The sequence below is a fragment of the Bacillus sp. AFS031507 genome (genome assembly GCF_002584635.1).
Classification (GTDB): Bacteria; Bacillota; Bacilli; order Bacillales; family Cytobacillaceae; genus Neobacillus.
In genome coordinates this window covers 12,258-38,868 of the sequence record NZ_NUOW01000013.1, presented here as the reverse complement: position 1 = coordinate 38,868, position 26,611 = coordinate 12,258, and the positions used below count along the sequence as shown (strand labels likewise).

At 38.5% G+C, this 26,611-nt stretch carries 26 protein-coding genes and 1 tRNA gene; 20 read left to right on the top strand and 7 right to left on the bottom strand.

Annotated elements, in window-relative coordinates:
• Positions 1 to 146: 146 nt before the first annotated feature.
• From COE25_RS12855 to COE25_RS12845, 4 genes are all read left to right on the top strand, one after another.
• Positions 147 to 914: a PD-(D/E)XK nuclease family protein gene (locus tag COE25_RS12855; RefSeq protein ID WP_098932919.1), complete on the top strand. Its 768-nt coding sequence runs from the start codon at positions 147 to 149 to the stop codon at positions 912 to 914.
• A 30-nt stretch (positions 915 to 944) separates the two neighbouring features.
• Positions 945 to 1,994, top strand: coding sequence for an NAD(P)/FAD-dependent oxidoreductase (locus COE25_RS12850; protein WP_098932918.1), 1,050 nt, complete (start codon positions 945 to 947; stop codon positions 1,992 to 1,994).
• 592 nt (positions 1,995 to 2,586) lie between these two features.
• The gene (locus tag COE25_RS31555) at positions 2,587 to 2,721 is read left to right on the top strand and encodes a hypothetical protein (protein ID WP_257208798.1); all 135 of its coding nucleotides are present in this window, start codon (positions 2,587 to 2,589) and stop codon (positions 2,719 to 2,721) included.
• 346 nt (positions 2,722 to 3,067) lie between these two features.
• The gene (locus tag COE25_RS12845; RefSeq protein WP_098932917.1) at positions 3,068 to 3,589 is read left to right on the top strand and encodes a recombinase family protein; all 522 of its coding nucleotides are present in this window, start codon (positions 3,068 to 3,070) and stop codon (positions 3,587 to 3,589) included.
• Positions 3,590 to 4,046: 457 nt separating this feature from the next.
• Here COE25_RS12845 and COE25_RS12840 read toward each other — a convergent pair whose 3' ends face one another.
• A complete protein-coding gene (locus tag COE25_RS12840; RefSeq protein WP_098932916.1) occupies positions 4,047 to 4,169 on the bottom strand; it encodes an anti-repressor SinI family protein in 123 nt (40 codons plus the stop codon).
• A gap of 273 nt (positions 4,170 to 4,442) precedes the next feature.
• Here COE25_RS12840 and COE25_RS12835 point away from each other — a divergent pair, with 273 nt between their 5' ends.
• Positions 4,443 to 4,781 (top strand): YolD-like family protein, encoded by a 339-nt coding sequence (locus COE25_RS12835; RefSeq protein WP_098932915.1) that lies wholly within the window; start codon positions 4,443 to 4,445, stop codon positions 4,779 to 4,781.
• Between the two features lie 97 nt (positions 4,782 to 4,878).
• Here COE25_RS12835 and COE25_RS30745 read toward each other — a convergent pair whose 3' ends face one another.
• The 3 genes from COE25_RS30745 to COE25_RS12825 form a co-directional block, all read right to left on the bottom strand.
• Positions 4,879 to 5,055, bottom strand: coding sequence for a hypothetical protein (locus COE25_RS30745; RefSeq protein ID WP_180247431.1), 177 nt, complete (start codon positions 5,053 to 5,055; stop codon positions 4,879 to 4,881).
• A gap of 374 nt (positions 5,056 to 5,429) precedes the next feature.
• A tRNA-Arg gene (locus COE25_RS12830) sits at positions 5,430 to 5,503 on the bottom strand.
• A 64-nt stretch (positions 5,504 to 5,567) separates the two neighbouring features.
• Positions 5,568 to 6,311, bottom strand: coding sequence for a YwaF family protein (locus tag COE25_RS12825; RefSeq protein WP_098932914.1), 744 nt, complete (start codon positions 6,309 to 6,311; stop codon positions 5,568 to 5,570).
• Between the two features lie 230 nt (positions 6,312 to 6,541).
• Between COE25_RS12825 and mutS the strand changes: the two genes are divergently transcribed.
• Together mutS and mutL are read left to right on the top strand one after the other, a co-directional pair.
• Entirely contained in the window at positions 6,542 to 9,151 is a 2,610-nt protein-coding gene (gene mutS, locus COE25_RS12820) for a DNA mismatch repair protein MutS (RefSeq protein WP_180247499.1), read from the top strand.
• Between the two features lie 13 nt (positions 9,152 to 9,164).
• Entirely contained in the window at positions 9,165 to 11,081 is a 1,917-nt protein-coding gene (mutL, locus tag COE25_RS12815) for a DNA mismatch repair endonuclease MutL (protein WP_098932913.1), read from the top strand.
• Between the two features lie 246 nt (positions 11,082 to 11,327).
• Here mutL and mreBH read toward each other — a convergent pair whose 3' ends face one another.
• Positions 11,328 to 12,335: a rod-share determining protein MreBH gene (gene mreBH, locus COE25_RS12810; RefSeq protein WP_088086524.1), complete on the bottom strand. Its 1,008-nt coding sequence runs from the start codon at positions 12,333 to 12,335 to the stop codon at positions 11,328 to 11,330.
• A 308-nt stretch (positions 12,336 to 12,643) separates the two neighbouring features.
• On the opposite strand from mreBH, the gene miaA reads away from it, so the two are divergent.
• From miaA to spoVK, 3 genes are all read left to right on the top strand, one after another.
• Positions 12,644 to 13,600, top strand: coding sequence for a tRNA (adenosine(37)-N6)-dimethylallyltransferase MiaA (gene miaA, locus COE25_RS12805; RefSeq protein ID WP_098933168.1), 957 nt, complete (start codon positions 12,644 to 12,646; stop codon positions 13,598 to 13,600).
• Positions 13,601 to 13,626: 26 nt separating this feature from the next.
• On the top strand, positions 13,627 to 13,857 hold the full coding sequence (gene hfq, locus COE25_RS12800; protein ID WP_088086525.1) for an RNA chaperone Hfq: 231 nt from the start codon (positions 13,627 to 13,629) through the stop codon (positions 13,855 to 13,857).
• Between the two features lie 304 nt (positions 13,858 to 14,161).
• The gene (gene spoVK / locus COE25_RS12795; protein ID WP_088086526.1) at positions 14,162 to 15,109 is read left to right on the top strand and encodes a stage V sporulation protein K; all 948 of its coding nucleotides are present in this window, start codon (positions 14,162 to 14,164) and stop codon (positions 15,107 to 15,109) included.
• Positions 15,110 to 15,163: 54 nt separating this feature from the next.
• Here the strand turns inward: spoVK and COE25_RS12790 are convergent, their stop codons facing one another.
• The gene (locus tag COE25_RS12790; protein ID WP_098932912.1) at positions 15,164 to 15,769 is read right to left on the bottom strand and encodes a trimeric intracellular cation channel family protein; all 606 of its coding nucleotides are present in this window, start codon (positions 15,767 to 15,769) and stop codon (positions 15,164 to 15,166) included.
• A 197-nt stretch (positions 15,770 to 15,966) separates the two neighbouring features.
• Between COE25_RS12790 and hflX the strand changes: the two genes are divergently transcribed.
• The 5 genes from hflX (at position 15,967) to COE25_RS12765 (ending at position 21,075) form a co-directional block, all read left to right on the top strand.
• Entirely contained in the window at positions 15,967 to 17,226 is a 1,260-nt protein-coding gene (gene hflX, locus COE25_RS12785; protein WP_088086528.1) for a GTPase HflX, read from the top strand.
• 14 nt (positions 17,227 to 17,240) lie between these two features.
• Positions 17,241 to 18,512 carry a methionine gamma-lyase family protein gene (locus COE25_RS12780; protein ID WP_098932911.1) on the top strand — a complete coding sequence of 424 codons (1,272 nt, stop codon included), beginning with the start codon at positions 17,241 to 17,243 and terminating at the stop codon, positions 18,510 to 18,512.
• Between the two features lie 124 nt (positions 18,513 to 18,636).
• On the top strand, positions 18,637 to 19,038 hold the full coding sequence (locus COE25_RS12775) for a MerR family transcriptional regulator (RefSeq protein WP_088086530.1): 402 nt from the start codon (positions 18,637 to 18,639) through the stop codon (positions 19,036 to 19,038).
• 37 nt (positions 19,039 to 19,075) lie between these two features.
• Positions 19,076 to 20,410, top strand: a complete 1,335-nt coding sequence (gene glnA / locus COE25_RS12770) for a type I glutamate--ammonia ligase (RefSeq protein WP_088086531.1) — start codon at positions 19,076 to 19,078, stop codon at positions 20,408 to 20,410.
• 410 nt (positions 20,411 to 20,820) lie between these two features.
• Positions 20,821 to 21,075: a hypothetical protein gene (locus COE25_RS12765; RefSeq protein WP_088086532.1), complete on the top strand. Its 255-nt coding sequence runs from the start codon at positions 20,821 to 20,823 to the stop codon at positions 21,073 to 21,075.
• A gap of 520 nt (positions 21,076 to 21,595) precedes the next feature.
• On the opposite strand, the gene lexA is transcribed toward COE25_RS12765, so the two are convergent.
• Positions 21,596 to 22,219 (bottom strand): transcriptional repressor LexA, encoded by a 624-nt coding sequence (gene lexA / locus COE25_RS12760; RefSeq protein ID WP_088086533.1) that lies wholly within the window; start codon positions 22,217 to 22,219, stop codon positions 21,596 to 21,598.
• A gap of 157 nt (positions 22,220 to 22,376) precedes the next feature.
• On the opposite strand from lexA, the gene yneA reads away from it, so the two are divergent.
• The 5 genes from yneA to sirA all read left to right on the top strand — a co-directional run bounded on the left by yneA (position 22,377) and on the right by sirA (position 26,550).
• Entirely contained in the window at positions 22,377 to 22,700 is a 324-nt protein-coding gene (yneA, locus tag COE25_RS12755) for a cell division suppressor protein YneA (protein ID WP_098932910.1), read from the top strand.
• A 12-nt stretch (positions 22,701 to 22,712) separates the two neighbouring features.
• Positions 22,713 to 23,360: a YneB family resolvase-like protein gene (locus COE25_RS12750; protein WP_098932909.1), complete on the top strand. Its 648-nt coding sequence runs from the start codon at positions 22,713 to 22,715 to the stop codon at positions 23,358 to 23,360.
• Positions 23,361 to 23,437: 77 nt separating this feature from the next.
• Positions 23,438 to 23,668: a DUF896 domain-containing protein gene (locus COE25_RS12745; protein ID WP_088086536.1), complete on the top strand. Its 231-nt coding sequence runs from the start codon at positions 23,438 to 23,440 to the stop codon at positions 23,666 to 23,668.
• A gap of 177 nt (positions 23,669 to 23,845) precedes the next feature.
• Positions 23,846 to 25,852 carry a transketolase gene (gene tkt, locus COE25_RS12740; RefSeq protein WP_098932908.1) on the top strand — a complete coding sequence of 669 codons (2,007 nt, stop codon included), beginning with the start codon at positions 23,846 to 23,848 and terminating at the stop codon, positions 25,850 to 25,852.
• A gap of 257 nt (positions 25,853 to 26,109) precedes the next feature.
• Complete coding sequence (gene sirA, locus COE25_RS12735) at positions 26,110 to 26,550, top strand: sporulation inhibitor of replication protein SirA (RefSeq protein WP_088086538.1); 441 nt, start codon at positions 26,110 to 26,112, stop codon at positions 26,548 to 26,550.
• Positions 26,551 to 26,611 lie beyond the last annotated feature (61 nt).

The following is a 26,611-nucleotide window of genomic DNA, read 5'->3' as shown; positions in this document are numbered from 1 at the left end:
GGAGTGGATGTTGATAATTTAATAAAAAAATTCAAAAAAATTAAAAAAACATTTGATATTGATAATCGTTATCAATTAAAATGGGATTAAGTGATAATATTTATCAATTAGCAGAGTAGGATTGATGATAGGGGAGGGGCTTTGACATGAAGAGCCAGCTGAACGAAATGAAATATTTTACAGAAGAAAATTTAAGAGAGTTCATTACTTGTCCTTATAAATTTTATTATGAATATATTGAGAAGAAAAAACGGCCAAAGGACTGGAGACATATGGTGCAACAGGTGGTAAATCATGTCGTTTTTTCCTATTTTCGACTCCCAATTGAACAGCGGTCAGCAACGAAGATACTTTCATTGGTTGAACGATATTGGTCCAACATTTCTCCTCAAATATTTGAGTCTCGAATTCAATATTATACGATGACAGCTAAAATTACCGATTACTTAATGCAAAATTTGACCGCAGAAACAGATTCAGCCCCGCCTTTGTTTTTATTTGAAAAATTTACATCCACTATACAAGAACTAGATATGGATCTCTCGTTAACTATTGATGTGGCGGAATGGTCCAATTCCTCCTTTGTTGTTAAAAAATACTTGGTTGACGCAGAAAAAGACATGTTAATGCTATATAACTATTTAATCGCAGTATTTTCAAAAAAGGTATTTAATAAAATCCCTAGTAGAATTGAAGTGACAACTTTATTGGATGGAAGGAAGCATACCTATTTTCCTACACCTGAAAGAATTGATGAAGGCATCCGTTATTTGCAATTAATGAATCATTTACTAGGTAATTCTTCAAGATTTAATGAGGTATACAATGAAAAAAATTGTGAATCTTGTCCTTTTGAACATGTCTGTGAACGTGATGCGCGAAATGGTAATGAATCCACTACATATTATTCATAAAAAGATTGTCTTGGCAGGGAGTGTTTATAGATGGAGCAGCAGGGATTATTTGATGTGACCGTAATTGGCGGGGGACCAGCAGGGCTTTATTCTACTTTTTATAGCGGCCTTAGAGAAATGAAAACTAAGATCATCGAATTCCAGCCGCAATTAGGTGGGAAAATTCATGTTTATCCAGAGAAGATGATCTGGGATGTTGGCGGGCAAACACCCATTCCTGGAGCCAAATTAATAGAACAATTGGTTGCACAGGGATTAACGTTTAATCCAACCGTAGTGTTAAACGAAAAGGTTGAGTCGATTACACGTAATGAAGATGGTATTTTTGTATTGCAAGCAGCTTCCGGCCAGATGCATTTTTCGAAAACGGTTATAGTCGCAATCGGCAGTGGAATCTTGAACCCACAAAAGCTGGACATTGAAGGGGCTGAAAGATTTGAGGTATCTAATTTAAATTACACAGTCAAGTCATTAAAACATTTCAAAGATAAGACTGTCATCATTTCAGGTGGTGGAAATACAGCCATTGATTGGGCGAATGAGTTAGAGTCGATTGCCAAAAAAGTTTATGTAACCTATAGAAAAGATGCATTAAATGGTCACGAGGCACAAGCAACTCAGTTAATGAAAAGTTCGGCTGTTTGTTTATTTCACACCTCGATTACCAAACTGATTGCAAGCAGCAATCATGAAGCCATTGAAATGGTGGAACTGACAAACCATGTTTCAGGAGAGGTTTCTTATTTGCCAATTGATGAAGTGATTATTAATCATGGATATGAACAAGACGCTGCATTACTGGAAAACAGTAGTTTAAATATAAAGCTAGCAGACAATTATTATATTGCTGGTAATTCAGTGAGTGAATCATCCATTGAGGGGCTTTATGCTGCCGGTGATATCCTTATGTATGTTGGTAAGGTTAATTTAATAACGGGTGCCTTCCAAGATGCAGCGAACGCAGTAAATAAAGCAAAACAATTTATTCAGCCTGACGCAAGTAAAATCGGGATGGTCTCTTCCCACAATGATCTCTTTAAGAAGCGCAATAGAGAATTGGTTAAACAAATGATGAAATGAGGGAAACCTTTTGTTGGAAAAGTTCTTCATACTCGCTATGAAGGACACTTTTTCTACTATCTAACTAATTTTGTCTTTCATGGGAATGATGAAGGACATTTTTCTATAATCTAACTTAATTTTGTCTTTCATAGGCATGATGAAGGACATTTCTACTGCGATCGAATCAAGTTTTGTCTTTCATCGGCTTGATGGAGGACATTTCTTCTATAATCGAACCTCGTTTTGTCCCTTATCAGATTTATTTCTCTTTTTTTACTGATATATCCTAGTTCCTATTCCACTTGTGAAATATACCCGAAACTACCTGAAATATCTTTGCTGATTTGGATTAAATAATGAGCTAGTTCGTTATTTTCATTTTGAGGGATAAACTCTGAAAAGCCCACTACTGTTACGGCTACAAGCAGTTTTTTCTTATATTAATATTGGGATGGATACAGATGACACGGATGAAACCAGTGGTTCCCTTGCAAAGGCAATTTCTTTCTCTCGTATGAGACCGCATTCATCCTCAAGCTGACTAACCTTTTCAGGTTGTTGGGGTTATTGCCGCTGAAATGTCGTTTCTACCGGAGGAATCGGTTATTTTGTGGCACAATCATCAGCCAATATTAATGTTGACCGTGTTTTTGTATGCATCATTGTTATAATTATTATGGGAATCTTAATTACAAGTTCGGTCAAATGGATTGAATCAAGTTTAATGAAGCTTCGAGTGGAGTAATGATTTATATGGAGAAAATATAAATTAGCAATGAAATATATATTTTACGAATAATCTAAATTTAAATAATATTAAGATATTTAGACGTTCAAAACCAACACTTATCACGGTTGGTTTTATTCAAAAGGTCATTTTGGAATCAATTAGAATCCAAAGTTTGTGAAATGTATAAGAATTTGTATAAAGAGAATGTTGGTCTGATAAGGTTCTGAATGTAACATAATTTACATTCTGTTACATTAGTTGAATTTACGAAAATTACTAAGATAAGCAGTGGTCTCTAAATTAATGTGTCAGCATATACCTTTATTAACTGTTTACAAAACCAATAAGTGGAGGGCTTGGAATGAAAATTGGGTATGCTCGTGGTTCAACAATGGAACAGAACTTGGACTTACAATTGGACGCTCTAGAGAAAGTTGGAGTTGAAAGACTCTTTACAGAGAAAGTGTCTGGAACAAAGAAAGCCCTTCCAGAACTAGACCGTTGTCTAGACGTGTTACGCTCTGGAGATATACTCATTGTTTACAAGCTCGATAGACTTGTAAGTAATATCCAACACTTAATTGAGATTAGTGAGAAACTAGAGGAGCTTGGAGTCAATCTGGTGAGCATTTGTGACTCAATCGACACAACAACTCCAGTTGGAAAGGCTATGTTCAATATGATTGGAGTTATCGCAGAACTGGAAGGAACAAAAACTGATCTTGAGAAAGCCAGAGGAAGGATAGAGGTAAATCCAGAAGACCATCCAAGTGCATTGGATTTATACGACTGGGATTGGGAAATTGAAGGAATCACTAAAATGACTGGAGTCAGCGAAGAAGAACTTTATAGTATGCTGAAGGAACGTTCTGAAAAAGGTTAACCAAATTGGTTGACCTTCTTTTTTTGCCTAAGTCATTGGTTCACTGTACACAGCAATTTTTTAAGCTCTGTCCGTAAGTATTTAGCAGCGGAATTATTGAGCTTTTTATGACAGAATGTATACAATTTGTCGAGCAAATGTTCCTTAAGCAAAGTCTATTAATATACACAATCCCTAAGCTGACAATGGTTAGAAAGCACGTTCATGAATAATTACAGAGTTTACATGTAAATAAAGTTGTTAGCTGCTTTTTTGTCTAAAATCTGACATTTTATGTACTCCTCATTCTCACTAAAATGTTCACAATCACAGTGTACATAAGGGTTCTCTTGACAGTGTGTTGGTCATTTTTTATGTTATTAACGACAATAAATAAAAAAGTAAGTGAATAATTGTTTTACGATCGTAATAAACAAATCTAAATTAGATAGCTTAGAAAAAAAAGACCCTTGACGGTCTAAGCAGAATGCATTAGGAAATCTCTAATTCTTTCGATAGAAATCCCTATATTTCGGGCTTCCAAAATTAGGTCTATCCATTCCATATCTAGTTCTTTTTCATTAGGTAAATTTGTATCCATCTATCCTCCTGAAATATTTTGATAGCTAAGCTACCATAGTGAAGAACCTTAGGCATGAAGCTTTGTAGCCCGTTCTAGATGTTTTCCTTTACTGTATTAAAGCTTTAAAGCTTATAAGAAAATAGTACCATATTTGTTTATTATTAAGAATGAGAAAATTTCGACAATATACGCAATTTTGAATTAATATGCTGAAAAGATTTACATTGGATTTTTTTTATCTACATACAGAACGTTCGTTCGTGTATAATGATAGCGAAGGAGTTGACCGTAATGACGATAAAAGATCGCGGTTTAATTAAATGGAATGCAACGTCCTTTATGCCGCAAGTATTCGAGCAGCAGCGCGAAATGTTCAAGGATCAAGAACGCCAGCCATGGCCGTTGCTAAGCGAATTCGATACGGAGGAGTTTGACCAGCGGATAGACTACGCGATAGAGTTCAAATTAGCGGTGAGGCTTACGGTATGGGAGGACGGCATTACTACGAAGATGACCGGACATATACATCACGTGGATCCTATTACGCATCAGCTACGCATTGAAATTAAAGTCGGAGAGTTTGAGCGGGTGGCGTTCGATAGTGTTGTCGGAGTTAAGGTCGTTGATTGATTGCTTTGCGTCACCTTAACCGGTGGCGTTTTTATTTGTACAAAAATTAAAGAAAGCCCTATGTTCAGGGCCCAATTGTCGTGTAAAGTATCGATAATTAATTCTTAGAGTTTTCCTCAATTTTATGAATATACACGACACCGCTCGTTACAACTGAACCATTTGTTTCACCGCAATGGGGGCAATTTATATACTCACGCTCTCTGCCTCCAGGGACATTCATTTCCGTAACTTGGAAATAAAACTCTTTTTCACATTTTTTGCAGTTCATCAAAAGACATCCCTCCGTGTACTTTTATTAGTAACTCAAAGTATACATTCGGCAAGTTGTAAGCGTTTTCCTTCTTAATATTATTCATTTGACGGAATTATAGAGGACATTACGAGTATACCTACCTGGGGTATATAATAAAAGGAACACGGTAGCAAGAAGCGCCCGGCGAAGACGACCGTCAATAAACTTACGTTTCATACGGTTCTAGCTCCTTCTGTAATTCAGCCGCAAGTGTCCTACGTTCACCAGTCTACGTCCTACAGCGTCAAAAACCACGTCCTACAGACTACAAAAAAAAACGCCATGTCACCGCATTGTCACCGTATTGATTGACGGATGACAAATCGCGATACATAGCGCTTTAATAACGATGATGTCCCAGAGAGGATTCGAACCTCCGACCTACAGTTTAGGAAACTGTTGCTCTATCCTACTGAGCTACTGAGACAAATCAAATAGGAACGTTATTTATTATAATTTGTTAATTCTAAAAGGTCAATAAAAAGTTGAGATTATTGAATTGGCAGGTCTCTCGCCACTTCGGTTTTTTTTGCAGTCTTCTCACGGAAAATCAACCAGACGATTATACTAAGCCCAATTAATAGACCTTCTAGCGATAAAATGTACCATGGATAAGGTCCTAAAACATCTAATAAACTCGCACTGTCCGGTTTATGACTTAAGAACATATAATTTCCGTCCACCAGCTTATTGATCAACATAATAATCGGCATTAACACATTCAAAAAGATACATAATTTTAATACTGACCATATCGTCGGTCGGTATCCCTTTGCCCATGTAAAATAAAGCGGCACCCAGATTTCCATCAAATGTGTATAAAAGAAATGGAAAAACCGAAAATGCGGGAAGTCATAATTTAATGATGGGGTTAATAACGCCTGAGATGCGCCTAATAATGCTGTGAATAATAAAATCTCATAGATTATTTTTTTCTTAGTTAGCAATAAAATGACGGTTAATATCAGACTGATGCTGCACAATTCTAATGGGATAGCGTGACTTACATCCCAACGTCCATTCACAATCATCCAAAAATGATAAGTCAATTCCATAATGATTAGCGAAATAGCGACCCCGATTTCAGTCCGTCTCCATTCATTAGCCTTCAATTTATCCCTAAACAGGAACAGGCAGACTGAAACTAATAGTAAGATAGAGATAATAACAAAGTGACTTGCAGAAAACATATCAAAATCAAAGTTTTTGTTACTGCGGCCAAACACTCCATCCATATTACCACCACCCCTGTATACAATATTCAAAACAATTATCAATTGTAAATTAATGCTAGTTTTACTTTAATAATTATATTCTATGGGATTTGCTTTTACTCCTCTTAAGAAATTTTAATTATTTCCTTTTTGATTATGATTAGGTTTTTTCTTCCTAATAAAGTCTTCTCGAATTATGGTATAATAATTTGTCGAAGAAAATCGAAAGACTTTATTTAGTGGAGGTCATTATGGCTGCATATACGCCGATGATACAGCAATACTTAACAATTAAGGCAGATTACCAAGATGCCTTTTTATTTTTTCGTTTAGGCGATTTTTATGAAATGTTTTTTGACGATGCGATTAGAGCTTCGCAAGAATTAGAAATAACTTTAACGAGCAGACAAGGTGGAAGCGATGACCGGATTCCGATGTGCGGCGTTCCCTACCATGCAGCACCGAACTATATTGAACAACTTATTTCAAAAGGCTATAAAGTGGCCATTTGTGAGCAAGTTGAAGACCCGAAACTGACCAAAGGGATGGTAAAAAGGGAAGTTGTCCAATTGATCACACCGGGAACAGTGATGGAGGGCAAGGGATTAAATGATAAAGAGAATAACTATATTGCCTCGATCACAAGCTTTGATGACCAAACCTATGGTTTTGCCTACAATGATATCTCAACCGGCGAAAGCCGGGTTACGTTATTATCAAATAATTTTGACGAAGTTTTAAATGAGTTAGCCGTATTAAGTGCAAAGGAAGTCGTTGTCTCTAGCAGTTTTGACGGAGAACTACAAAAAAAACTTCGTGAACGCGATGTATTAGCGATTTCGTTTGAAGATAATAGTTCAATAGATATCAATTATTCTCATTTACTTCAAGATTTGAATCAAGAAAAATTAAAGCAATCCATCGCAAGACTTTTTAACTATTTATACCGGTCACAAAAAAGAAGTTTGGACCATCTTCAGCCAGTTACTACCTATCAAATCCATCAATATATGAAAATTGATTACTATTCAAAGCGCAATCTTGAACTTACGGAAACGATTCGTTCCAAAGGAAAGAAAGGTTCATTATTATGGCTCCTGGATGAGACGATGACCGCAATGGGCGGCAGGATGTTAAAACACTGGATCGACCGACCGTTAATCAATCAGAATGAAATTGAATCACGTCAAACCATCGTAGAAGTCCTGATGTCTTATTATTTCGAGCGTCAGGAACTTCGTGAAAAGCTGAAAGAAGTTTACGATTTAGAACGATTAGCGGGAAGAGTAGCTTTTGGCAATATTAATGCCCGTGATTTGGTCCAATTAAAGCGTTCATTAATGCAGATCCCTTATTTGAAACAAATCCTTGCAGGCATGCAAAATGAAAAGGTGAGCCAAATTGCCGATCTTCTTGACCCGTGTGAAGAGATCACAGATCTATTGGAGCAGTCGATTGTTGAAAATCCACCGCTTTCCTTAAAAGAAGGCAATATGATTCGTGATGGATATAATGCTCAGCTCGATCAATATCGTGATGCCAGCCGGAACGGGAAAACGTGGATTGCCCAACTTGAACGTGAGGAGCGCGAGAAAACAGGTATTAAATCGTTGAAAGTTGGCTATAATCGTGTATTTGGTTACTATATTGAGATTACGCGGGCGAATCTGCATCTTTTAACAGAAGGTCAGTATGAACGGAAGCAAACCTTATCGAACGCAGAAAGGTTTATTACTCCAGATTTAAAGGAAAAAGAAGCATTAATTTTACAAGCTGAAGAAAAATGCGGTGAGCTTGAATATGAGTTGTTTACCGAAATTCGCGAAATTGTGAAGGAACAAATCCCGCGCCTACAGGCCTTGGCAAAAACGATTAGTGAGCTTGATGTCTTGCAGTGTTTTGCTCAAGTAAGTGAAGACCGGCACTATATAAAACCGCAGTTTTCTATGGAAGGCCGTGTCGTTGTAAAGGAAGGCCGCCATCCAGTCGTTGAAAAGGTATTAAACGCCCAGGAATATGTTCCGAATGATTGCTTCATGGACAGCGAGCGCGAAGTCATGTTGATCACGGGTCCGAACATGTCAGGGAAAAGTACGTACATGCGCCAAATCGCGTTAATCTCGATATTAGCCCAAATTGGCTGTAATGTTCCGGCCACAGAAGCGGTTCTGCCGATTTTTGACCAAATATTTACCCGCATCGGTGCCGCTGACGATTTGATCTCAGGACAAAGTACCTTTATGGTTGAAATGTTGGAAGCCAAAAATGCGATTTCAAATGCGACACAAAACAGCTTAATTTTGTTTGACGAAATTGGGCGCGGTACATCTACTTATGATGGAATGGCACTTGCTCAAGCCATCATTGAATATATTCACACCCAGATTGGGGCAAAGACTCTATTCTCCACCCATTATCATGAATTAACGGTTTTAGAGGAAGAACTGGATAAGTTAAAAAACATTCACGTCAGTGCGATTGAACATAATGGAAAAGTTGTTTTCCTTCATAAAATTAAAGAAGGACCGGCTGATAAGAGCTACGGGATTCATGTTGCCCAGCTTGCAGGGCTGCCGTCAGAATTAATCAGCCGTGCCAATGAAATATTAACCGCACTCGAGCAGTCTGATATCCAACCAGACAAGCCAAAAAAAGATGTGGTAAAAGTAGTGGAAGTAGTGGAGGTACAAGAACAACCTGCCCAACTATCTTTCTTTGATGAACCAAAAGAAGTGAAAAAGCAAGATCTGTCTTCGAAGGAGAAAAGAGTCATAGAGAAAATGAAGGAACTTGATATATTGGATTTAACACCACTTCAGGCGATCAACCTGTTGTACGAGCTTCAGAAAAAGTTAAAGTAGGGGGTGAATCCGAATGGGTAAAATTATTCAATTAGATGATGCCTTATCTAATAAAATCGCGGCCGGGGAAGTAGTCGAACGGCCTGCCTCTGTTGTAAAAGAGTTGGTTGAAAATTCGATTGATGCCGGAAGCACCGTGATTGAAATTGAGGTAGAAGAAGCGGGACTCGCCAAAATCCGCATTACTGATAATGGAAATGGCATCGAGGAAGAGGATGTTTTACTCGCCTTTCAACGTCATGCCACATCCAAAATCAAAAATGAAAATGATTTGTTCCGTATCCGGACTCTCGGGTTCCGTGGAGAAGCCCTGCCAAGTGTTGCCTCGGTTTCAAGGCTCGAGATGAAGACTTCTACAGGTGAAGGTGCCGGAAATCGATTGGTGATTGAAGGCGGCAAAGTTGAAACGTTTGAAAAAGCATCAAGCAGGCGCGGGACCGATATCTCGATTACTGATTTATTTTTCAACACACCTGCCCGTTTAAAATATATGAAGACGATTCATACAGAGCTTGGAAATATTACAGATGTAGTGAATCGACTGGCCCTTTCTCATCCGGAGGTGGCCTTCCGCCTGATACACAATGATCGCAAACTGCTGCAAACGAATGGTAATGGGGATGTTCGTCAGGTTCTGGCATCGATCTACGGTATGGGGATCGCCAAGCAGTTAGTTCCAATCACCGGACAATCGCTGGATTATAAAATTAATGGATTTGCTTCGATGCCTGAGGTAACGAGAGCCTCAAGAAACTATATTTCGACAATGATTAATGGACGATTTATAAAGAACTATCCATTAGCCAAGGCAATTCAAGAAGGCTATCATACCTTGCTTCCGATCGGCAGGTTCCCGATTGTGCTCCTTAATATTGAAATGGACCCTTTACTCGTTGATGTCAATGTTCACCCCTCGAAAATGGAGGTCCGCATTAGTAAAGAAGCGGAACTGAATGAGCTTGTCACTTCGATTATAAAAGAAGCGTTTAAATCAAAGATCCTTATCCCGACAGCATATACAGCAGTGAAAAAGGATGTACCGAAGGAAGAACAAACTTCATTGGTTCTGGATGAAGGTACAAGACCGGCAACTGATGAGAAAGAGTTTGAATGGAAACAACCAGTTGCAGCTGCAACTATCCAGGAGAACCGTCCATGGCTGGAAGTGCCTGTTGAGACACCTTTTAAAAAATTACCGAGTTTCCAGCGTGATGAAGCGACAGGTGGAAGAGACAGTTGGCAATCTATTAATCCATTTAGTGAATCAGATGATGAACCAGATGACAGTAATAAAGTGATTGTACCTAATGTGAATCCTATTGAGACAGGAAATGTTTCGGTCGAGAGCAGAGTTCCACGGCTATATCCGATTGGACAAATGCATGGAACCTACATTTTTGCTCAAAATGAAAATGGCCTTTATATCATTGATCAGCATGCGGCCCAGGAACGGTTGAAGTATGAGTATTTCCGGGAGAAAGTTGGGCAAGTCCAATCAGAACTGCAGGAAATGCTTGTGCCATTAACCTTTGAATACTCGACGGATGAATTTTTGAAAATAAATGAATACCAAAGTGAGCTTGAAAAGGTCGGGGTGTTTCTTGAGGAATTTGGACTAAATAGTTTTATTGTCCGTTCTCATCCACAGTGGTTCCCAAAAGGGGAAGAAAAACAAATCATAGAAGACATGATTGAACAGCTTTTATTGATGAAAAAGGTGGATATTAAGAAACTACGTGAAGAAGCAGCGATTATGATGAGCTGCAAGGCATCCATAAAAGCAAATCGACATTTACGAAATGATGAGATTCAAGCACTCCTTGATGATTTGAGGAAAGCATCTGATCCATTTACTTGTCCGCACGGCAGACCGATTATTGTGCATTATTCGGTTTATGAAATGGAGAAAATGTTTAAACGGGTTATGTAACTAAGAAGAACGTTCCTATTTTATTAGGAGCGTTCTTTTATTTTGAGTGTTGGTTAAGTGATTTTATTGAAAAGATGGATGGCTCTACGTGCCCGAAACCGAGGGGAAATAAAGAATCGGGTAACGTAGACATGCTATTCATGACAACCCAAAAGAAAAAAGCTGCAGAAAAGGATTTTTCTGCAGCTTTGATATTACTATTAATTTGAGTGCAATCTCTGGAAATGATCTTGCCGCCAAAGTTGCTTATTTCACAGCTACTGGGAGCTTGCTCATATACATTAGGGCCTTTCCAGTTCCTATGGCTACCGATTCTAGAGGGTTTGGGGCAAGCTGGACAGGAACAACTATCTCTTCACTTAGCCATGCCTCCATGCCATTCAATAATGCTCCACCGCCAGTCAGAATTACACCCCTGTCGACAATGTCTCCACTGAGCTCTGCTGGGCAATCCTCTAGGGTTGCACGAATGGCTTCTAAAATATGCAATAGTGCTTCCTTGATCGCCACACGAATTTCATAGGATGAAAGTTTAATCGTTTTTGGCAGTCCAGTTAAAAGGTCACGACCGCGGACATCCATGAAACGTTCTTCATGGTCAATGAGAGCAAAACCAATTTCCATTTTGATGTTTTCCGCAGTTCTTTCACCAATTAGGATATTATATTCTTTCCGAACATGTTGAATAATGTCTTCATCGAGGCGGTCACCGCCAATTTTAATCGAATGGCATGCAACTACCCCGCCAAAGGAAATAATCGCTACTTCAGTATTGCCGCCGCCAATATCCACTACCACATTGGCAACTGGTTCATCGACGGGTAATCCAGCACCAATTGCGGCAGCAACTGGTTCCTCAATTAAGCTGATTTTTTTTGCCCCCGCCTGTCTTACTGCATCTTGAATCGCTCTTCTTTCCACACTTGTGGAACCAGATGGAATACTAACAACGACATTTGGTTTACGCACAGCAAAACCAATCTTTTTGGATGCATTGCGCATAATGTGTTTTAGCAATTCAGTGGTTACATCATAATCTGCTATTACGCCATCCTTCATGGGACGAATGGCGACGATTTTTTCTGGTGTCTTTCCTATCATTTCCTTTGCTTCTGTACCAACAGCTACAACATTTTTTGTCACTGTATCAATCGCCACAACAGAAGGCTCATTAATAACGATTCCTTTATTTTTACTATAAACTAGTATATTTGCAGTTCCTAAATCAATACCAATATCAAAAGTAGATAACATATTATTTCACCTAATTTCCCTATTTTTCATTCAAAATAAGCTACGCGTTAGTCTACCATAAATTTGGGGGTAGAAAGCCTTTTGTAAATGAACCGTTATCCTTTTGTAAATTAACATGAAAATTATTCCTATTTGGGAAGAAAAATGGATAAAATAAATTCATGTCCAATTAACGGCATAGAAATGAACTTTTATGTATATAATAGTTTGATGTTCTACTGCTTTTAAAAATTATGATACGATAAAGGGGTGGAAGTGGAATCATAAACCTGCTTTCACTGAAAATGGGATAAGGCAGTGTGAAAATATTGGATTCAAAACAAAAATTATTAGTGATCATTGGACCAACCGCCGTCGGAAAAACAAAGTTAAGTATCGACATGGCTAAACGCTATAATGGTGAAATTATCAGCGGAGATTCTATGCAAATCTATCGTGGCATGGATATTGGGACGGCAAAAATCAAAAAGGATGAAATGGAAGGTATTCCTCACTATCTGATTGATATTAAAGAGCCTTTTGAAAATTTTTCCGTTGCTGAATTTCAACTCCTTGTTCGGGCTAAAATAGGTGATATTGCTAAAAAGGGAAAGCTGCCCATAATTGTCGGTGGAACAGGGTTGTACATACAGTCCGTCATATATGATTATCAATTTTCTGATGTATCAGGCGATGAGACTTATCGTCTTAAGCTAGAGGAAAGAGCCCAGAAAATAGGGAATGAGGCACTATATAAAGAATTGTTGGAGGTGGATCCAGGTAGTGCTTCACAAATCCATCCAAATAATGTAAGAAGAGTCATTCGCGCACTTGAAATCTTCCATCTTACAGGTAAGACGATGCAAGAATTCCAAAGCACTCAACAACCAGATCTTTTGTACAATACAGCAATGGTTGGTTTATCGATGGAACGCGAGAAACTTTATGAGCGCATTAATTATCGAGTGGATTTAATGATGCAGGAAGGGCTTATCGAGGAAGTAAAAGGTTTGTATCAAAGGGGTTTGCGCGATTGTCAATCGATCCAAGCAATTGGCTACAAAGAAATGTATGCCTATTTAGAAGGTATTGTACCTTTAGAAGCGGCTATTGAGAATTTAAAACAAAATTCAAGAAGATACGCAAAACGGCAATTAACTTGGTTTCGGAACAAAATGGAGGTATCATGGTTTGATATGACCAATGTGGAGGACACCTCAAAAAAAATAACGGAAATTTCACGTTGTGTTGAAGGAAAGCTTAAAGTAAAATCGAATACATATTAGTAGAGATAAAAGAGGAGGAAATATAAATGAAAACAACAATCAATATTCAGGACCAATTTTTAAACCAGTGCCGCAAAGATAACATACATGTTACCGTCTTTTTACTTAACGGTTTTCAATTAAGAGGCCAAATTAAGGGCTTTGATAATTTTACAGTTCTTTTTGAATCAGAAGGAAAGCAACAATTAGTATATAAGCATGCAATTTCAACTTTTGCACCGCAAAGAAACGTGCAGCTTGAACTGGATAACCAATAAGTCATTTTTAGAAGCCCAAACATTGGGCTTTTTTTATTTATATTGCTCTGTTAAAGCTCATTGTTGATATTGGCACCATGTTGATTGGAGATGAAATCGAAGCGCCTGAAGCTGAAATCAACATGGAAATTTAACATTGCTATTTATTTTAAAAAACTTTTTTAATGAAATTCAGGGAGTTTGAATACATATAAAATGAAGGATTATGCATTCCTTTGTACAAATAATCAGTTCAGAATGTAAATTCTGAGTGGCCATAAAAACGCATCATATAAACTGTTGGTAAAAATGAGAGGTGAAAGCTTTGGACCAACCCATCAGAATGAAAAGTAACGGCCAAATAAGAGTAGTTCTCAATTCGCAAATAGGGAAAACGATGACAAAAGAGTTACCTGACTTTCAGGTGGTTCCAAAGGACATTCCACCTGAGCATTCGGCTCTAAAGGAAATTGAAGAGGAGTTAGGGGCTCTTGTTGGCATGGAAGAAATGAAAAAGATGATAAAGGAAATTTATGCATGGATTTACGTGAATAAAAAACGTGAGGAAATGGGTTTGAAAGCAAGAAAACAAGCCCTCCATATGATGTTTAAAGGAAATCCTGGAACAGGTAAAACGACAGTCGCTAGATTAATAGGTAAGTTATTTCAAAAAATGAGCGTTTTAACTAAAGGACACTTAATTGAGGCGGAACGTGCGGACCTCGTGGGGGAGTATATTGGTCATACAGCACAGAAGACAAGGGATTTAATCAAGAAGGCCCAAGGGGGAATTTTGTTCATCGATGAGGCATACTCATTGGGGCGCGGCGGTGAGAAGGATTTCGGCAAAGAAGCAATCGATACACTAGTTAAGCATATGGAAGATAAGCAGCATGAGTTTATTCTTATCCTTGCTGGATATTCTCGTGAAATGGAGTATTTCTTGACACTTAATCCTGGGCTCCATTCACGCTTTCCATTAGTTATTGATTTTCCTGACTACAATATAAATCAACTAATGGAAATTTCGGCAAGGATGTTAATCGAAAGAGAATACACGTTTAGCCATGAGGCGGAAAAAAAGTTAAAAGAACATTTAATATGGGTTAAAGCGGTATTAAGTCCAAATAGTTTTTCAAATGGAAGGTATGTACGAAATATCATTGAAAAATCGATCCGCGCCCAGGCCATGAGGCTGCTCATGTTAAATAGTTATGACAGGCATGAATTAATGACAATTAGAAGTAATGATCTTGTGTTTGAAGAAGATTAGAGACAAAAAAACGGCAGATTCTAAGCAATCTGCCGTTTCTATTTGGATTAGTTATTAATTGGCCTCAAATTTACGTATCGGGAGCTTCCAATCAAAGGTATAGGAAAGGACGCGTAAAACCGTCACAATGAAAAAGAGAGAATACAATTCCCAAGAATCCGTCACGATCTTAAGTCCGATAAAAAGGCCAGTCAATATTGCCCATATTGCATAGATTTCCGATCGTAAGACGATTGGTTTTCTTCCTGCCAATAAATCACGAATAATCCCGCCACCGATTCCGGTTAGCACAGCTGCAACAATAACAGCACTAAGCGGGTGATTCATTTTAACGGCGTAAAGAGCACCTTGGATGGCAAAGGCTGAAAGGCCAATCGCATCAAATAGGTTCCCCCATTTTTGCCAGTGTTTTAAAAGGTTACTTGGAAATAAAAACACAGCAGTTATGGATAATAAGGCAATTTGAAAAAATAAACCTTGTTCCCAAAGTGCTGATACAGGTACACCGATTAATAGGTTTCGAATCGCCCCACCGCCAAAAGCGGTGACAATACCTAAAATGTATACGCCAAAAATATCATATTCCTCTTCCATCGCAACAATGGCCCCACTAACGGCGAAGGCGATTGTTCCAATCATACTTAAAACTTCCCATGTCATCTATCCGAATTCTCCTTGAAATCTTTATTTTATTTAACTCTATGAAAATAGTAATAAAAATGTTATTAGAAAACAGTAAGATTATATCAGGATATGGGGAAATTACAATAAGTTTTTTCTAATGTTGGGCAAATTAGAGTATACAACCTTTTTTTGTTATGATGGGAGATAGAAGATTACGGAAGGAACGATGCCTTATGGAACAAAAAGACACGAAAGAGAAGGCGATCCTCGTTGGCTGTCAGACCAATGGGGATACTGATTTGCGCTTTCATTATTCAATGGAAGAGTTAGGTGCACTAACAGAAACCGCTCAGGGTGAAGTATTGATGTCAGTCGTTCAAAAAAGGGACCGGCGCCACCCAGCTACCTATATAGGTAAAGGGAAAGTGGAGGAACTTAATGTCCTGGTGGATGAATTGGAGGCAGATATAGTCATTTTTAATGACGAGCTTTCACCAAGTCAAAAAAGAAATCTCTCTACGGACCTAAATGCTCGTATAATCGACAGAACCCAGCTCATCTTAGACATTTTTGCACAAAGAGCTCGCTCCAAAGAAGGTAAATTACAGGTTGAACTTGCCCAATTGCAATACATGCTTCCTCGTCTTGCTGGTCAGGGAACTGCATTATCACGTTTGGGTGCTGGGATAGGAACAAGAGGACCTGGTGAAACAAAGTTAGAATCTGACCGCCGGCATATCCGTCGCAGAATCGATGAAATTAAAACCCAACTTTCCGTCATCGTTCAGCACAGGGATCGATACAGAGAAAGAAGAAAGAAAAATAAAACCTTTCAGGTCGCGATTGTCGGTTATACCAATGCCGGTAAATCCAGTCTTTTCAATCGTTTATCCGAAGCAGAGTCGTACGAGGAAAATCAATTGTTTGCAACACTAGATCCAATGACACGAAAATTGATTTTACCAAGTGGTTTCCTAGCCTTGATTACCGATACGGTTGGGTTTATACAAGATTTACCGACAACACTTATTGCTGCATTTCGATCGACGCTTGAGGAAGTCAAGGAAGCTGATTTGCTTCTTCATGTGGTCGATATGTCCAACCCAGATTATTTCCATCACGAAAAAACAGTTAAAAAGTTGCTTGAAGACTTGGAAGTTAAAGATATCCCGCAAATAACAGTATATAATAAAAAAGATATACAGCATTCAGATTTTGTCCCAACCGCTGATACACCGACCGCGTTTATTAGCGCATTTGATGCAGAGGACCGTCAAGCATTGAAGCAGCAAATGGAGAAGGTAGTTATGGAAATGATGGATTCTTACGAAGTTCAGATTCCGTCCACTGAAGGAAAGCTGCTTTCTTTATTAAAAAATGAGACAATATTAAGAGAGCTTGTATTTGATGAAGAAGATCAATTCTATCGATGCAAAGGATATACACTTCAGGATCATCAAATTACAGGACAATTAAAGAAATTCACAATATAGATAGGAGTCACAACATGTTTCAACAGTTAAAAAATGGGGAAAAGCTTCAGCCGATGGTTGAGGAAGTTGAACAACAAATCACTAAAGTACATAAAGAAATAGACAATAGAATCGAAACAAATCAATTTCGGGTATTAAAAAGCTTTCAAAACAAAAGAGTGAGTGATTCACATTTTAATCCGTCGACCGGCTATGGCTATGACGATCATGGCAGAGATACACTTGAAATGGTCTATGCAGATGTATTTGGGGGAGAAGCAGGACTTGTTCGTCCGCAAATAATCTCGGGCACACATGCCATTTCCATTGCCTTATTTGGCGTTCTTCGACCTGGGGATGAACTTCTATATATAACGGGCAAACCCTATGATACGCTTGAAGAAATTGTTGGACTTCGTGGGAACGGGGTTGGCTCATTAAAGGAATTTGGAATTTCCTATGATAGTGTAGCTCTGACGAATCAAGGTGGAATTGATTGGGAGGCTGTCTCAAAGAAAATAAAACCGAATACAAAAATGATTGGCATTCAGCGTTCCAAGGGCTATGCGACAAGACCATCATTTACGGTTGCAGAAATTGGAGAAATGATCACGTTTGTCAAAGAAATTAAACAAGATGTGATCGTATTTGTAGATAATTGCTATGGGGAATTTGTTGAGGAGATCGAGCCTTGTCATGTTGGTGCGGACCTAATCGCAGGGTCACTTATCAAAAATCCAGGCGGAGGGATTGTGAAGACTGGCGGCTATATTGTTGGTAAAAAACAGTGGGTGGAGGCATGTTCATATCGAATGACTTCACCAGGGATAGGAGCCGAAGCAGGAGCGTCCCTCTATAGTCTGCAAGAAATGTATCAAGGTTTTTTTCTTGCTCCCCATGTGGTTGGCCAGGCATTAAAAGGGGCCGTTTTCACAGCAGCGATGTTGGAGAAATTAGGCATGAATTCTTCTCCGAAATGGAATGCTAAAAGGACTGACTTAATTCAGTCTGTCCAGTTTGATGACCGAGATAAAATGATTGCTTTTTGTCAGGCCATTCAATTTGCATCACCGATTAATTCTTATGTCACACCCCATGCCAGCTATATGCCAGGGTATGAGGACGATGTGATTATGGCAGCAGGTACTTTTATTCAGGGGGCGAGCATTGAACTCACCGCAGATGGACCGATTAGACCACCATATGTTGCCTATGTACAAGGTGGATTAACCTATGCACATGTAAAGATGGCTGTTTGTCTGGCCATAGACCAATTAACGGATAAAGGATTAATCGAATTGTTTTAGGAGAACAGCTAAGTGTCCAATTATTTTAAAAATTTTAATGTAAGAAAACCTAACATATCATTGACAACTTTTCTAACACGAAATATAATAGTATTATAAATAACCCGAGGGGAGGAGGAATTAGATGAGTGGAAAGGAAATTCGCCGTTCCATGCCACTGTTTCCAATCGGAACAGTCATGCAACTAACGGAACTTACAGCCAGGCAAATTCGTTACTACGAAGAACACCAATTGATTTCTCCAGCAAGAACCGAGGGGAATAGACGGCTATATTGTTTAAATGATATTGATAGGCTTCTAGAAATTAAGGATTTAATTGATCAAGGTGTCAATATGGCAGGCATTAAACAATTGTTCCTAGTAAAAGAGCAACAATCAAACATTCTTGAGCAACAAACAGAAAAAACTAAGCGCGAATTAACGGATGAACAGCTTAGAAAGTTGCTACGCAACGAAATGATGCATTTAGGTCGAAACAATCGATCCTCTTTACGTCAAGGAGATATGTCAAGATTCTTTCATTAATGTGAAAGTTTCTTTTTAAAAAATAGGGGGTAAGAAAATGGCAAAGTATTCAAGAGAAGATATTAAAAGATTAGCGGTCGAAGAAAACGTGAAATTTATTCGTTTGCAATTCACAGACATCCTTGGAACTATCAAAAACGTGGAGATTCCAATTAGCCAATTAGAAAAAGCACTTGATAACAAAATGATGTTTGACGGTTCTTCAATTGAAGGTTTTGTACGTATTGAAGAATCTGATATGTTACTATATCCTGACCTTAACACATGGGTTGTATTCCCTTGGACAGCAGAAAAAGGGAAAGTTGCCCGCTTAATTTGTGATATTTATACTCCAGAAGGAAAACCATTTGAAGGTGACCCTCGTAATAACTTAAGAAGAGTATTAAAAGAAATGGAAGACCTTGGATTCACTAGCTTTAACTTAGGGCCTGAGCCAGAATTCTTCTTATTTAAATTAGACGAACAAGGCGAACCATCATTAGACCTAAACGACAAAGGCGGATATTTTGATTTAGCCCCTATCGATCTTGGCGAAAACTGCCGCCGTGATATCGTGCTTGAATTAGAAGAAATGGGCTTTGAAATCGAAGCTTCCCACCATGAAGTTGCACCAGGTCAGCATGAAATCGACTTTAAATATGCAGATGCACTAACAGCTTGTGACCAAATTCAAACATTCAAGCTAGTTGTAAAAACAATTGCACGTAAGCATGGTTTGCACGCGACATTCATGCCAAAACCATTGTATGGTGTCAATGGATCTGGAATGCACATGAATCTTTCATTGTTTAAGGATGGAGTTAATTCATTCTACGAACCATCTGGTGATCTAGAAATGAGTGATAATGCTCGTCAATTTATCGCTGGAATTCTAAAACATGCTCCAGCCTTTACAGCGGTAACAAACCCAACTGTAAACTCATATAAGCGTCTTGTTCCTGGCTATGAAGCACCATGCTATGTGGCTTGGTCAGCTAGAAACCGTTCACCATTAATTCGTATTCCTGCTTCTCGTGGATTAAGCACACGTGTGGAAGTAAGAAGTGTAGACCCATCTGCTAATCCATACCTTGCAATGGCTGTTCTTCTTAAGGCTGGCTTAGACGGAATTAAAAACAAGTTAACTCCGCCGGCACCAGTTGACAGAAACATCTATGTAATGAGTAAAGAAGAGAGAATCGAAGAAGGTATCGTCGATCTTCCTGCAACATTAGCTCAAGCATTAGATCAACTAAAATCTGACGAAGTAATTGTGTCAGGTCTTGGAGAGCACATTATGGAACACTTTGTTGAAGCAAAAGAAATCGAGTGGGATATGTTCCGCACAGTCGTTCACCAATGGGAACGCGATCAATATATGAGCATGTATTAATCTCATCAAAGCCCTGGCGCCTAGCGTCAGGGTTTTTCTATGTCGCGCTTCTTTTCTAAAATTCTCTCAGTGAAAAATGCTATCCCATTGGCTACCAGGCTTGTTCCATTACAACAATTACGGTAGCCAATAAGCATGAATGACGACCCGATTGGCTCTTTCTCAATAGGTTCGGTCGTCAATAGGCCCGATTGTTGACCCAAATTACTCTTTCTCAACGACTTCGGACGTCAATACATACAATGACTCTTTTTCCAATTAGGCATCTTCGATCATTCTAAATAAAATTAATAGGAATAGAATAGAAAGGAAGAGGTGCTTGATGTTCTTTAAAAATTCACAATTTTTACGGTTTACTTAATCCTAAATAATATATGCTTAAGTTGTAAACATTTGGGAGGTGCTCTAAATTGTATAAACTGCAAATTTGTAATGCTCTAACCCAAGAAATACTACGAGAAAAGACGTATAAGAAGCCTGATCTTATTTTAAGTTTGATAGAATCAGGAACAAAAGGTCAGGAATGTTTTCTATTTGATGAACAGCGCAAGACCTTGAAAGGAACGTATGTTACACATTCCAGTTTTAATGAAGGGGACACGAAAGTATATAAAGTGCTTTTTAAGGTGAAACTATCTGAAATACAAGCAAGAATAGTGAATTAGGAAGATAAAGGAGTGGCGTATGGCTGCTCCTTTTTAGTTTGAATAATGCAGCTCTTCTGTCATAGAGACAACAGGAAACGACCTCATTGTTATTTCTTTGGAACGGTCACGTAGGCCGCCTCTACGTGCCCCAACTCTGTGAAATTGTTGTGTAACGGTCACGTAGGCCGCCTCTACGTGCCCCAACTCGTAGGAATTCTTCTGGAACGGTCACGTAGACCGCCTCTACGTGCCCCAACTCGTAGGAATTTTTCCGGAAAGGTGACGTAGTCCGTCTCTAGGTGCCCCAACTCGTAGGAATTCTTCCGGAAAGGTGACGTAGTCCGTCTCTAGGTGCCCCAACTCGTTGGAATTCATCTGGAACGGTCACGTAGGCCGCCTCTACGTGCCCCAACTCGTAGGAATTCATCTAGAAAGGTCACGTAGACCCACTCTACCCCGGCTTCTGTAATTCCTTCAGCTTGAGGTTAATTTGCACAACAAAAAAAGAGTCGGCACGTATATGCCAACTCTCTTAAACTTAATGAATATGTCGGTAAACCCCAATAACTTTACCTAAAATCGAAACATTCCTTAATATAATAGGGTCCATTGTAGAATTTTCCGGCTGCAGGCGTATGTAATCTTTTTCCTTGAAAAATCTTTTACAGGTGGCTTCATCTTCCTCGGTCATTGCTACAACAATATCCCCGTTATTAGCGTTTGGCTGCTGTTTCACAATTACATAATCCCCGTCTAGGATCCCAGCTTCTATCATACTCTCACCCATGATTTCTAACATGAACACTTGTTCATCTGCAGGTGCAAGACTTTCTGGAAGTGGAAAATACTCTTCCACATTTTCAATCGCTGTAATTGGGAGTCCTGCCGTTACTTTCCCAACCACTGGAACATTGACAACTGTATTTCTTGGTATATGTGCAGAAACATCTGCTTCTAATATTTCAATTGCTCTTGGTTTTGTAGGATCTCGTCTAATAAGTCCTTTACTTTCCAATCTTGCTAGATGTCCGTGAACAGTAGAGCTGGATGCGAGTCCAACCGCTTCTCCAATTTCCCTTACTGAAGGGGGATATCCTTTACTCTTAACCTCACTTTTAATGAAGTCTAAGATATCTTGCTGCCTCTTTGATATTTTAGCCATGATAAAATCCACCTCGCCTGGTTAATGTTGACTTTATTATAACATGTTCGCATTTTTTATACAAACATAAGTTCGAAAATATGGTTGACAACAAACAAACGTTCGATTTATAATGAAAATATCAAATCGAACATACATTCTTATAGAGGTGTTATTTATGAAAAAATTATGGAACAAATACTCCTATGCTATTACTCTTATTATTTTAAGTTGTTCACTTTCAATCATATTATCATTCCAACATCATTCGAACGCGCAAGATGATTATTTAAAGGTTACAATCTCAGAAGGAGATTCACTATGGGAAATCTCTGATCAATTCTCGGGTCAACATTCATTATCAAACAAGGAATTTGTTGCTTGGATAAAAAAGCATAATGAATTAGATGATGATCAAATTTTTCCTGGTGACGAAATTATCATTCCGGTGAGTAAAGAAGTCTCATCTACGAATGAATTTGCTAGCGCCGTTAGTGAATAGAAAGGAATTTTTATGAAAGCAATTATATACTGCCGTGTCAGCACAAATAAGGAAACACAAGAATCTTCGTTAAAGCGCCAGGAAGAGGAATTAACGCAACTAGCTAACACCTATCACTTTGAGATTGATAGGGTAATTAAAGAAAAGGCTAGTGGTTATGATTTCAATCGTGAGGGGATTTTTCAATTATTAGAACGAATTAGAGATAAGCAGGTACAAGCCATCTTAATTCAGGATGAAACACGACTCGGTAGAGGTAACGCCAAAATTGCACTCTTGCATTGCATATTAAAAGAAAATATTAAACTTTATAGTATCTCCCATAGTGGAGAATTACAGCTTTCAGAATCGGATTCCATGGTTTTGAACATCGTAAGTATGGTTGAAGAGTACCAACGAAAACTACATAATGCAAAAATCAAACGTGGAATGAAGCGAGCAGTCAAGAATGGATATAAACCAGAAAAAAACTTAAAAAATCTCGGAGAATCCTCTGGACGCGAGAAAATTGAGGTTCCAATTGGAGAAATTGTCCGATTAAGAAAAAATGGATTAATTTTTTCAGAAATAGCTGCTACACTTAGAGGTTTTGGCTATAACATTTCTAAAGCCACGGTTCATAGAAGATTCCAGGAATACATTGAATCACAAGAAGAGTAGACCTTTTGCCTTGTCATTAGGTTTTTTTTTTAGTAAAATCAGGTGTCATGTAAATAGTTTGAAAGGAAGGTGTTTAAATGCTTTCAAAAGAAAAGATGGCTAGAATTAATGAGCTGGCACGAAAAGCAAAAGCAACGGGATTGACTGAAACAGAAGCGAAAGAGCAAACTAAATTAAGAAGTGAATATTTGGCTACTTTTCGTTCGAATATGCTTGATACCCTTACCAACACCAAGTTTATTGATCCGGAAGGAAATGACGTTACACCGGAAAAAATCAAGGCTAGGAAAAAAAATACACTTCACTAAAAGTTCAGGAATACATTTTTTGTATTCCTATTTTACATATACTGACTATATTTGTGTAAAAATAAAAAAATAGTGACTTTTGTTTCTTATTATTATGCTATTTGTTGAATAAAAAACGGTAGCGATATAAAATTGAAAATGTATTTAGTAACCTTGTGATTAGAAAGGATGTAATTCATGTTTAATACTATTGATGATTTATCTGTTACCTCCATTCGAACGCTTTCCATTGATGCGATCGAAAAAGCAAACTCAGGACATCCAGGAATGCCGATGGGTGCAGCGCCAATGACCTATACTTTATGGACGCGTTTCTTGAACCAAAATCCAAAGAATCCACAGTGGTTTAACCGTGATCGTTTTGTCTTGTCAGCAGGTCATGGTTCAGCTTTGTTATACAGCATGCTTCACTTGTCTGGTTTCAACTTAACAATGGATGACTTAAAGCAATTCCGCCAATGGGGCTCTAAAACGCCTGGACACCCAGAGTATGGCCACACTGAAGGTGTAGAAGCAACTACTGGTCCACTTGGACAGGGGATTGCAATGGCAGTAGGAATGGCAATGGCAGAACGCCATGTTGCAAGTGTTTATAATAAAGATAAATATGAACTTGTGAACCATTTTACATACAGTATCTGTGGAGATGGAGATTTGATGGAGGGTGTATCTGCTGAGGCAGCCTCGCTAGCAGGACACTTGAAATTAGGGCGATTGGTAGTCCTTTATGATTCAAACGATATCTCACTTGATGGGGACTTAGATAAGTCGTTCTCAGAAAGTGTCAAAGATCGCTTCCTATCATACGGATGGCAATATGTCCGTGTCGAAGACGGCAATAATTTAGAAGAAATTGCAAAAGCTCTTGAAGAAGCTAAAAATGATTTAGACAGACCAACGATGATTGAAGTAAGAACAGTAATTGGATACGGTTCACCAAACCGTGCGGGAACTTCAGGTGTTCATGGTTCACCACTTGGAGCGAATGAATTAAAACTTACAAAAGAGGCTTATAAATGGACATTTGAAGAAGATTTCCATGTGCCGCAAGAAGTCTATGATAACTTCCAGAAACTTATCGTTGAAAATGGTGAGAAAAAGGAAAAAGAGTGGAATGATTTGTTCGCTCAATATAAAAAAGAGTACCCTGAATTAGCTACTCAGCTTGAACAAGCATTAAATAATGAACTTCCTGAAGGATGGGATAAAGATATCCCTGTATACCCTGAAGGGAAAAGCCTGGCAAGCCGTGCTTCTTCAGGGGAAGTATTAAATGGTATTGCTAAGAATCTACCTATTTTTATCGGTGGATCCGCAGACCTTGCTGGTTCGAATAAAACAATGATTAAAGATACAAAAGACTTTATGCCTGGTTCGTATGAAGGCCGCAATATTTGGTTTGGTGTGCGTGAATTTGCGATGGGTGCGGCAATGAATGGTATTGCTCTTCATGGCGGCGTAAAAGTATTTGGCGGAACATTCTTTGTCTTCTCTGACTACTTGCGTCCTGCCATTCGTCTAGCAGCTTTAATGGGATTACCTGTCACTTATGTCTTTACCCATGACAGTATTGCTGTAGGGGAAGATGGACCAACACATGAGCCAGTTGAACAGCTTGCAGCATTACGTGCCATGTCAGGATTATCAATCATTCGTCCTGCAGATGGTAATGAAACGGCAGCTGCTTGGAAACTTGCAGTGGAGTCTACCAACAAACCAACTGCACTTGTTTTAACTCGTCAAGATTTACCTACATTAAAAGGAACCGATACCAATGCGTACGAGGGAGTTTCTAAAGGGGCATATGTAGTGTCTCCTTCAGAAAGAGAAACTCCAGATGCGTTGTTATTAGCAACTGGATCAGAAGTAAGCCTTGCAGTGGAAGCTCAAAAAGCCCTTGCTGGAGAAGGTGTTCATGTTTCGGTTGTAAGTATGCCTTCATGGGATCGATTCGAGCAGCAATCTCAAGAGTACAAAGACTCTGTTCTGCCAAAAAGTGTGAAAAAGCGTCTTGGAATTGAAGTGGGAGCATCATTTGGCTGGCATAAATACACTGGTGACGAAGGCGATGTTCTTGCTATTGATCATTTCGGAGCTTCAGCACCAGGAGAAAAGATTATGGAAGAATTCGGGTTCACTGTAAACAACGTAGTTGCACGTATAAAAGCACTTTTGCAAAAATAAAATAATGAGAATTTAGGGAGAGCGGAAATCATCCGTTCTCCTTTTTTGATGGCTCAAAGAGTACAAATTTCAACAATATTATGAACAAGGTTAATATTTGCAGGAAAATTCAACAAATCTACAGAATTTATAGAAGAATAGTTTAGATTCCTGCTAATCGACAAAAATAGTGAAAGTTTTTGCCACCGTAAGACATATGTTTCGTTAATCTTTTTTTATAATAGTAAAAAGGATAATCAACGAAGGAGAGAACAGTGGTGAGAAAATATCAGCTATATTTAATAGAAGATGAATTTGCGACCCATTACTTCGGAAGAGAACGATTGTTTTTTCAGCTTTTTCAGGAACATCGAAAAGCAAACGGCGAATTTAAATTTATTACACAAAAACAAATTTCCTATATAACAAAAAAGGTTGAGGTTCTAAAGATCCATCAACTTACCCAAAAGCAGCTTGGAAAAATCAAGGGATTTAAAGCTGAGCATGGTGCATATTCAATTGAATTAAGTGGAAAACTAAGTACGGCAAAATTAGAGGTTTTTCAAGACTTAATTACAATCGAGGCACAAGGAAGCTATGAAGCAGAGACGGCTTTTTTTGAAGTTCTAAGAAAATGTGAGTCTTCCTTTTTGGCACTAGACCTTGAACATCAGCGATACGGTTGGTTAAAGCCCATAAAGGAAAGAAAATTTATCTAATTGCAGATATTGTCTAATCGTGTTTTATTTAGTACACTGTATGGTAGACAACATGAAGGAG

Bases quoted from the DNA above. Each gene is read 5' to 3' on its own strand.
- COE25_RS12845 (WP_098932917.1), top strand. From the start codon at position 3,068: ATGAAAATTGGGTATGCTCGTGGTTCAACAATGGAACAGAACTTGGAC.
- COE25_RS12790 (WP_098932912.1), bottom strand. From the start codon at position 15,769: ATGACATGGGAAGTTTTAAGTATGATTGGAACAATCGCCTTCGCCGTT.
- mutS (WP_180247499.1), top strand. From the start codon at position 6,542: ATGGCTGCATATACGCCGATGATACAGCAATACTTAACAATTAAGGCA.
- COE25_RS12825 (WP_098932914.1), bottom strand. From the start codon at position 6,311: ATGGATGGAGTGTTTGGCCGCAGTAACAAAAACTTTGATTTTGATATG.
- COE25_RS12780 (WP_098932911.1), top strand. From the start codon at position 17,241: ATGTTTCAACAGTTAAAAAATGGGGAAAAGCTTCAGCCGATGGTTGAG.
- COE25_RS12745 (WP_088086536.1), top strand. From the start codon at position 23,438: ATGCTTTCAAAAGAAAAGATGGCTAGAATTAATGAGCTGGCACGAAAA.
- COE25_RS12840 (WP_098932916.1), bottom strand. From the start codon at position 4,169: ATGGATACAAATTTACCTAATGAAAAAGAACTAGATATGGAATGGATA.
- hfq (WP_088086525.1), top strand. From the start codon at position 13,627: ATGAAAACAACAATCAATATTCAGGACCAATTTTTAAACCAGTGCCGC.
- tkt (WP_098932908.1), top strand. From the start codon at position 23,846: ATGTTTAATACTATTGATGATTTATCTGTTACCTCCATTCGAACGCTT.
- COE25_RS12835 (WP_098932915.1), top strand. From the start codon at position 4,443: ATGACGATAAAAGATCGCGGTTTAATTAAATGGAATGCAACGTCCTTT.
- yneA (WP_098932910.1), top strand. From the start codon at position 22,377: ATGAAAAAATTATGGAACAAATACTCCTATGCTATTACTCTTATTATT.
- mutL (WP_098932913.1), top strand. From the start codon at position 9,165: ATGGGTAAAATTATTCAATTAGATGATGCCTTATCTAATAAAATCGCG.
- mreBH (WP_088086524.1), bottom strand. From the start codon at position 12,335: ATGTTATCTACTTTTGATATTGGTATTGATTTAGGAACTGCAAATATA.
- COE25_RS12750 (WP_098932909.1), top strand. From the start codon at position 22,713: ATGAAAGCAATTATATACTGCCGTGTCAGCACAAATAAGGAAACACAA.
- COE25_RS12775 (WP_088086530.1), top strand. From the start codon at position 18,637: ATGAGTGGAAAGGAAATTCGCCGTTCCATGCCACTGTTTCCAATCGGA.
- COE25_RS12850 (WP_098932918.1), top strand. From the start codon at position 945: ATGGAGCAGCAGGGATTATTTGATGTGACCGTAATTGGCGGGGGACCA.
- COE25_RS12855 (WP_098932919.1), top strand. From the start codon at position 147: ATGAAGAGCCAGCTGAACGAAATGAAATATTTTACAGAAGAAAATTTA.
- hflX (WP_088086528.1), top strand. From the start codon at position 15,967: ATGGAACAAAAAGACACGAAAGAGAAGGCGATCCTCGTTGGCTGTCAG.
- lexA (WP_088086533.1), bottom strand. From the start codon at position 22,219: ATGGCTAAAATATCAAAGAGGCAGCAAGATATCTTAGACTTCATTAAA.
- glnA (WP_088086531.1), top strand. From the start codon at position 19,076: ATGGCAAAGTATTCAAGAGAAGATATTAAAAGATTAGCGGTCGAAGAA.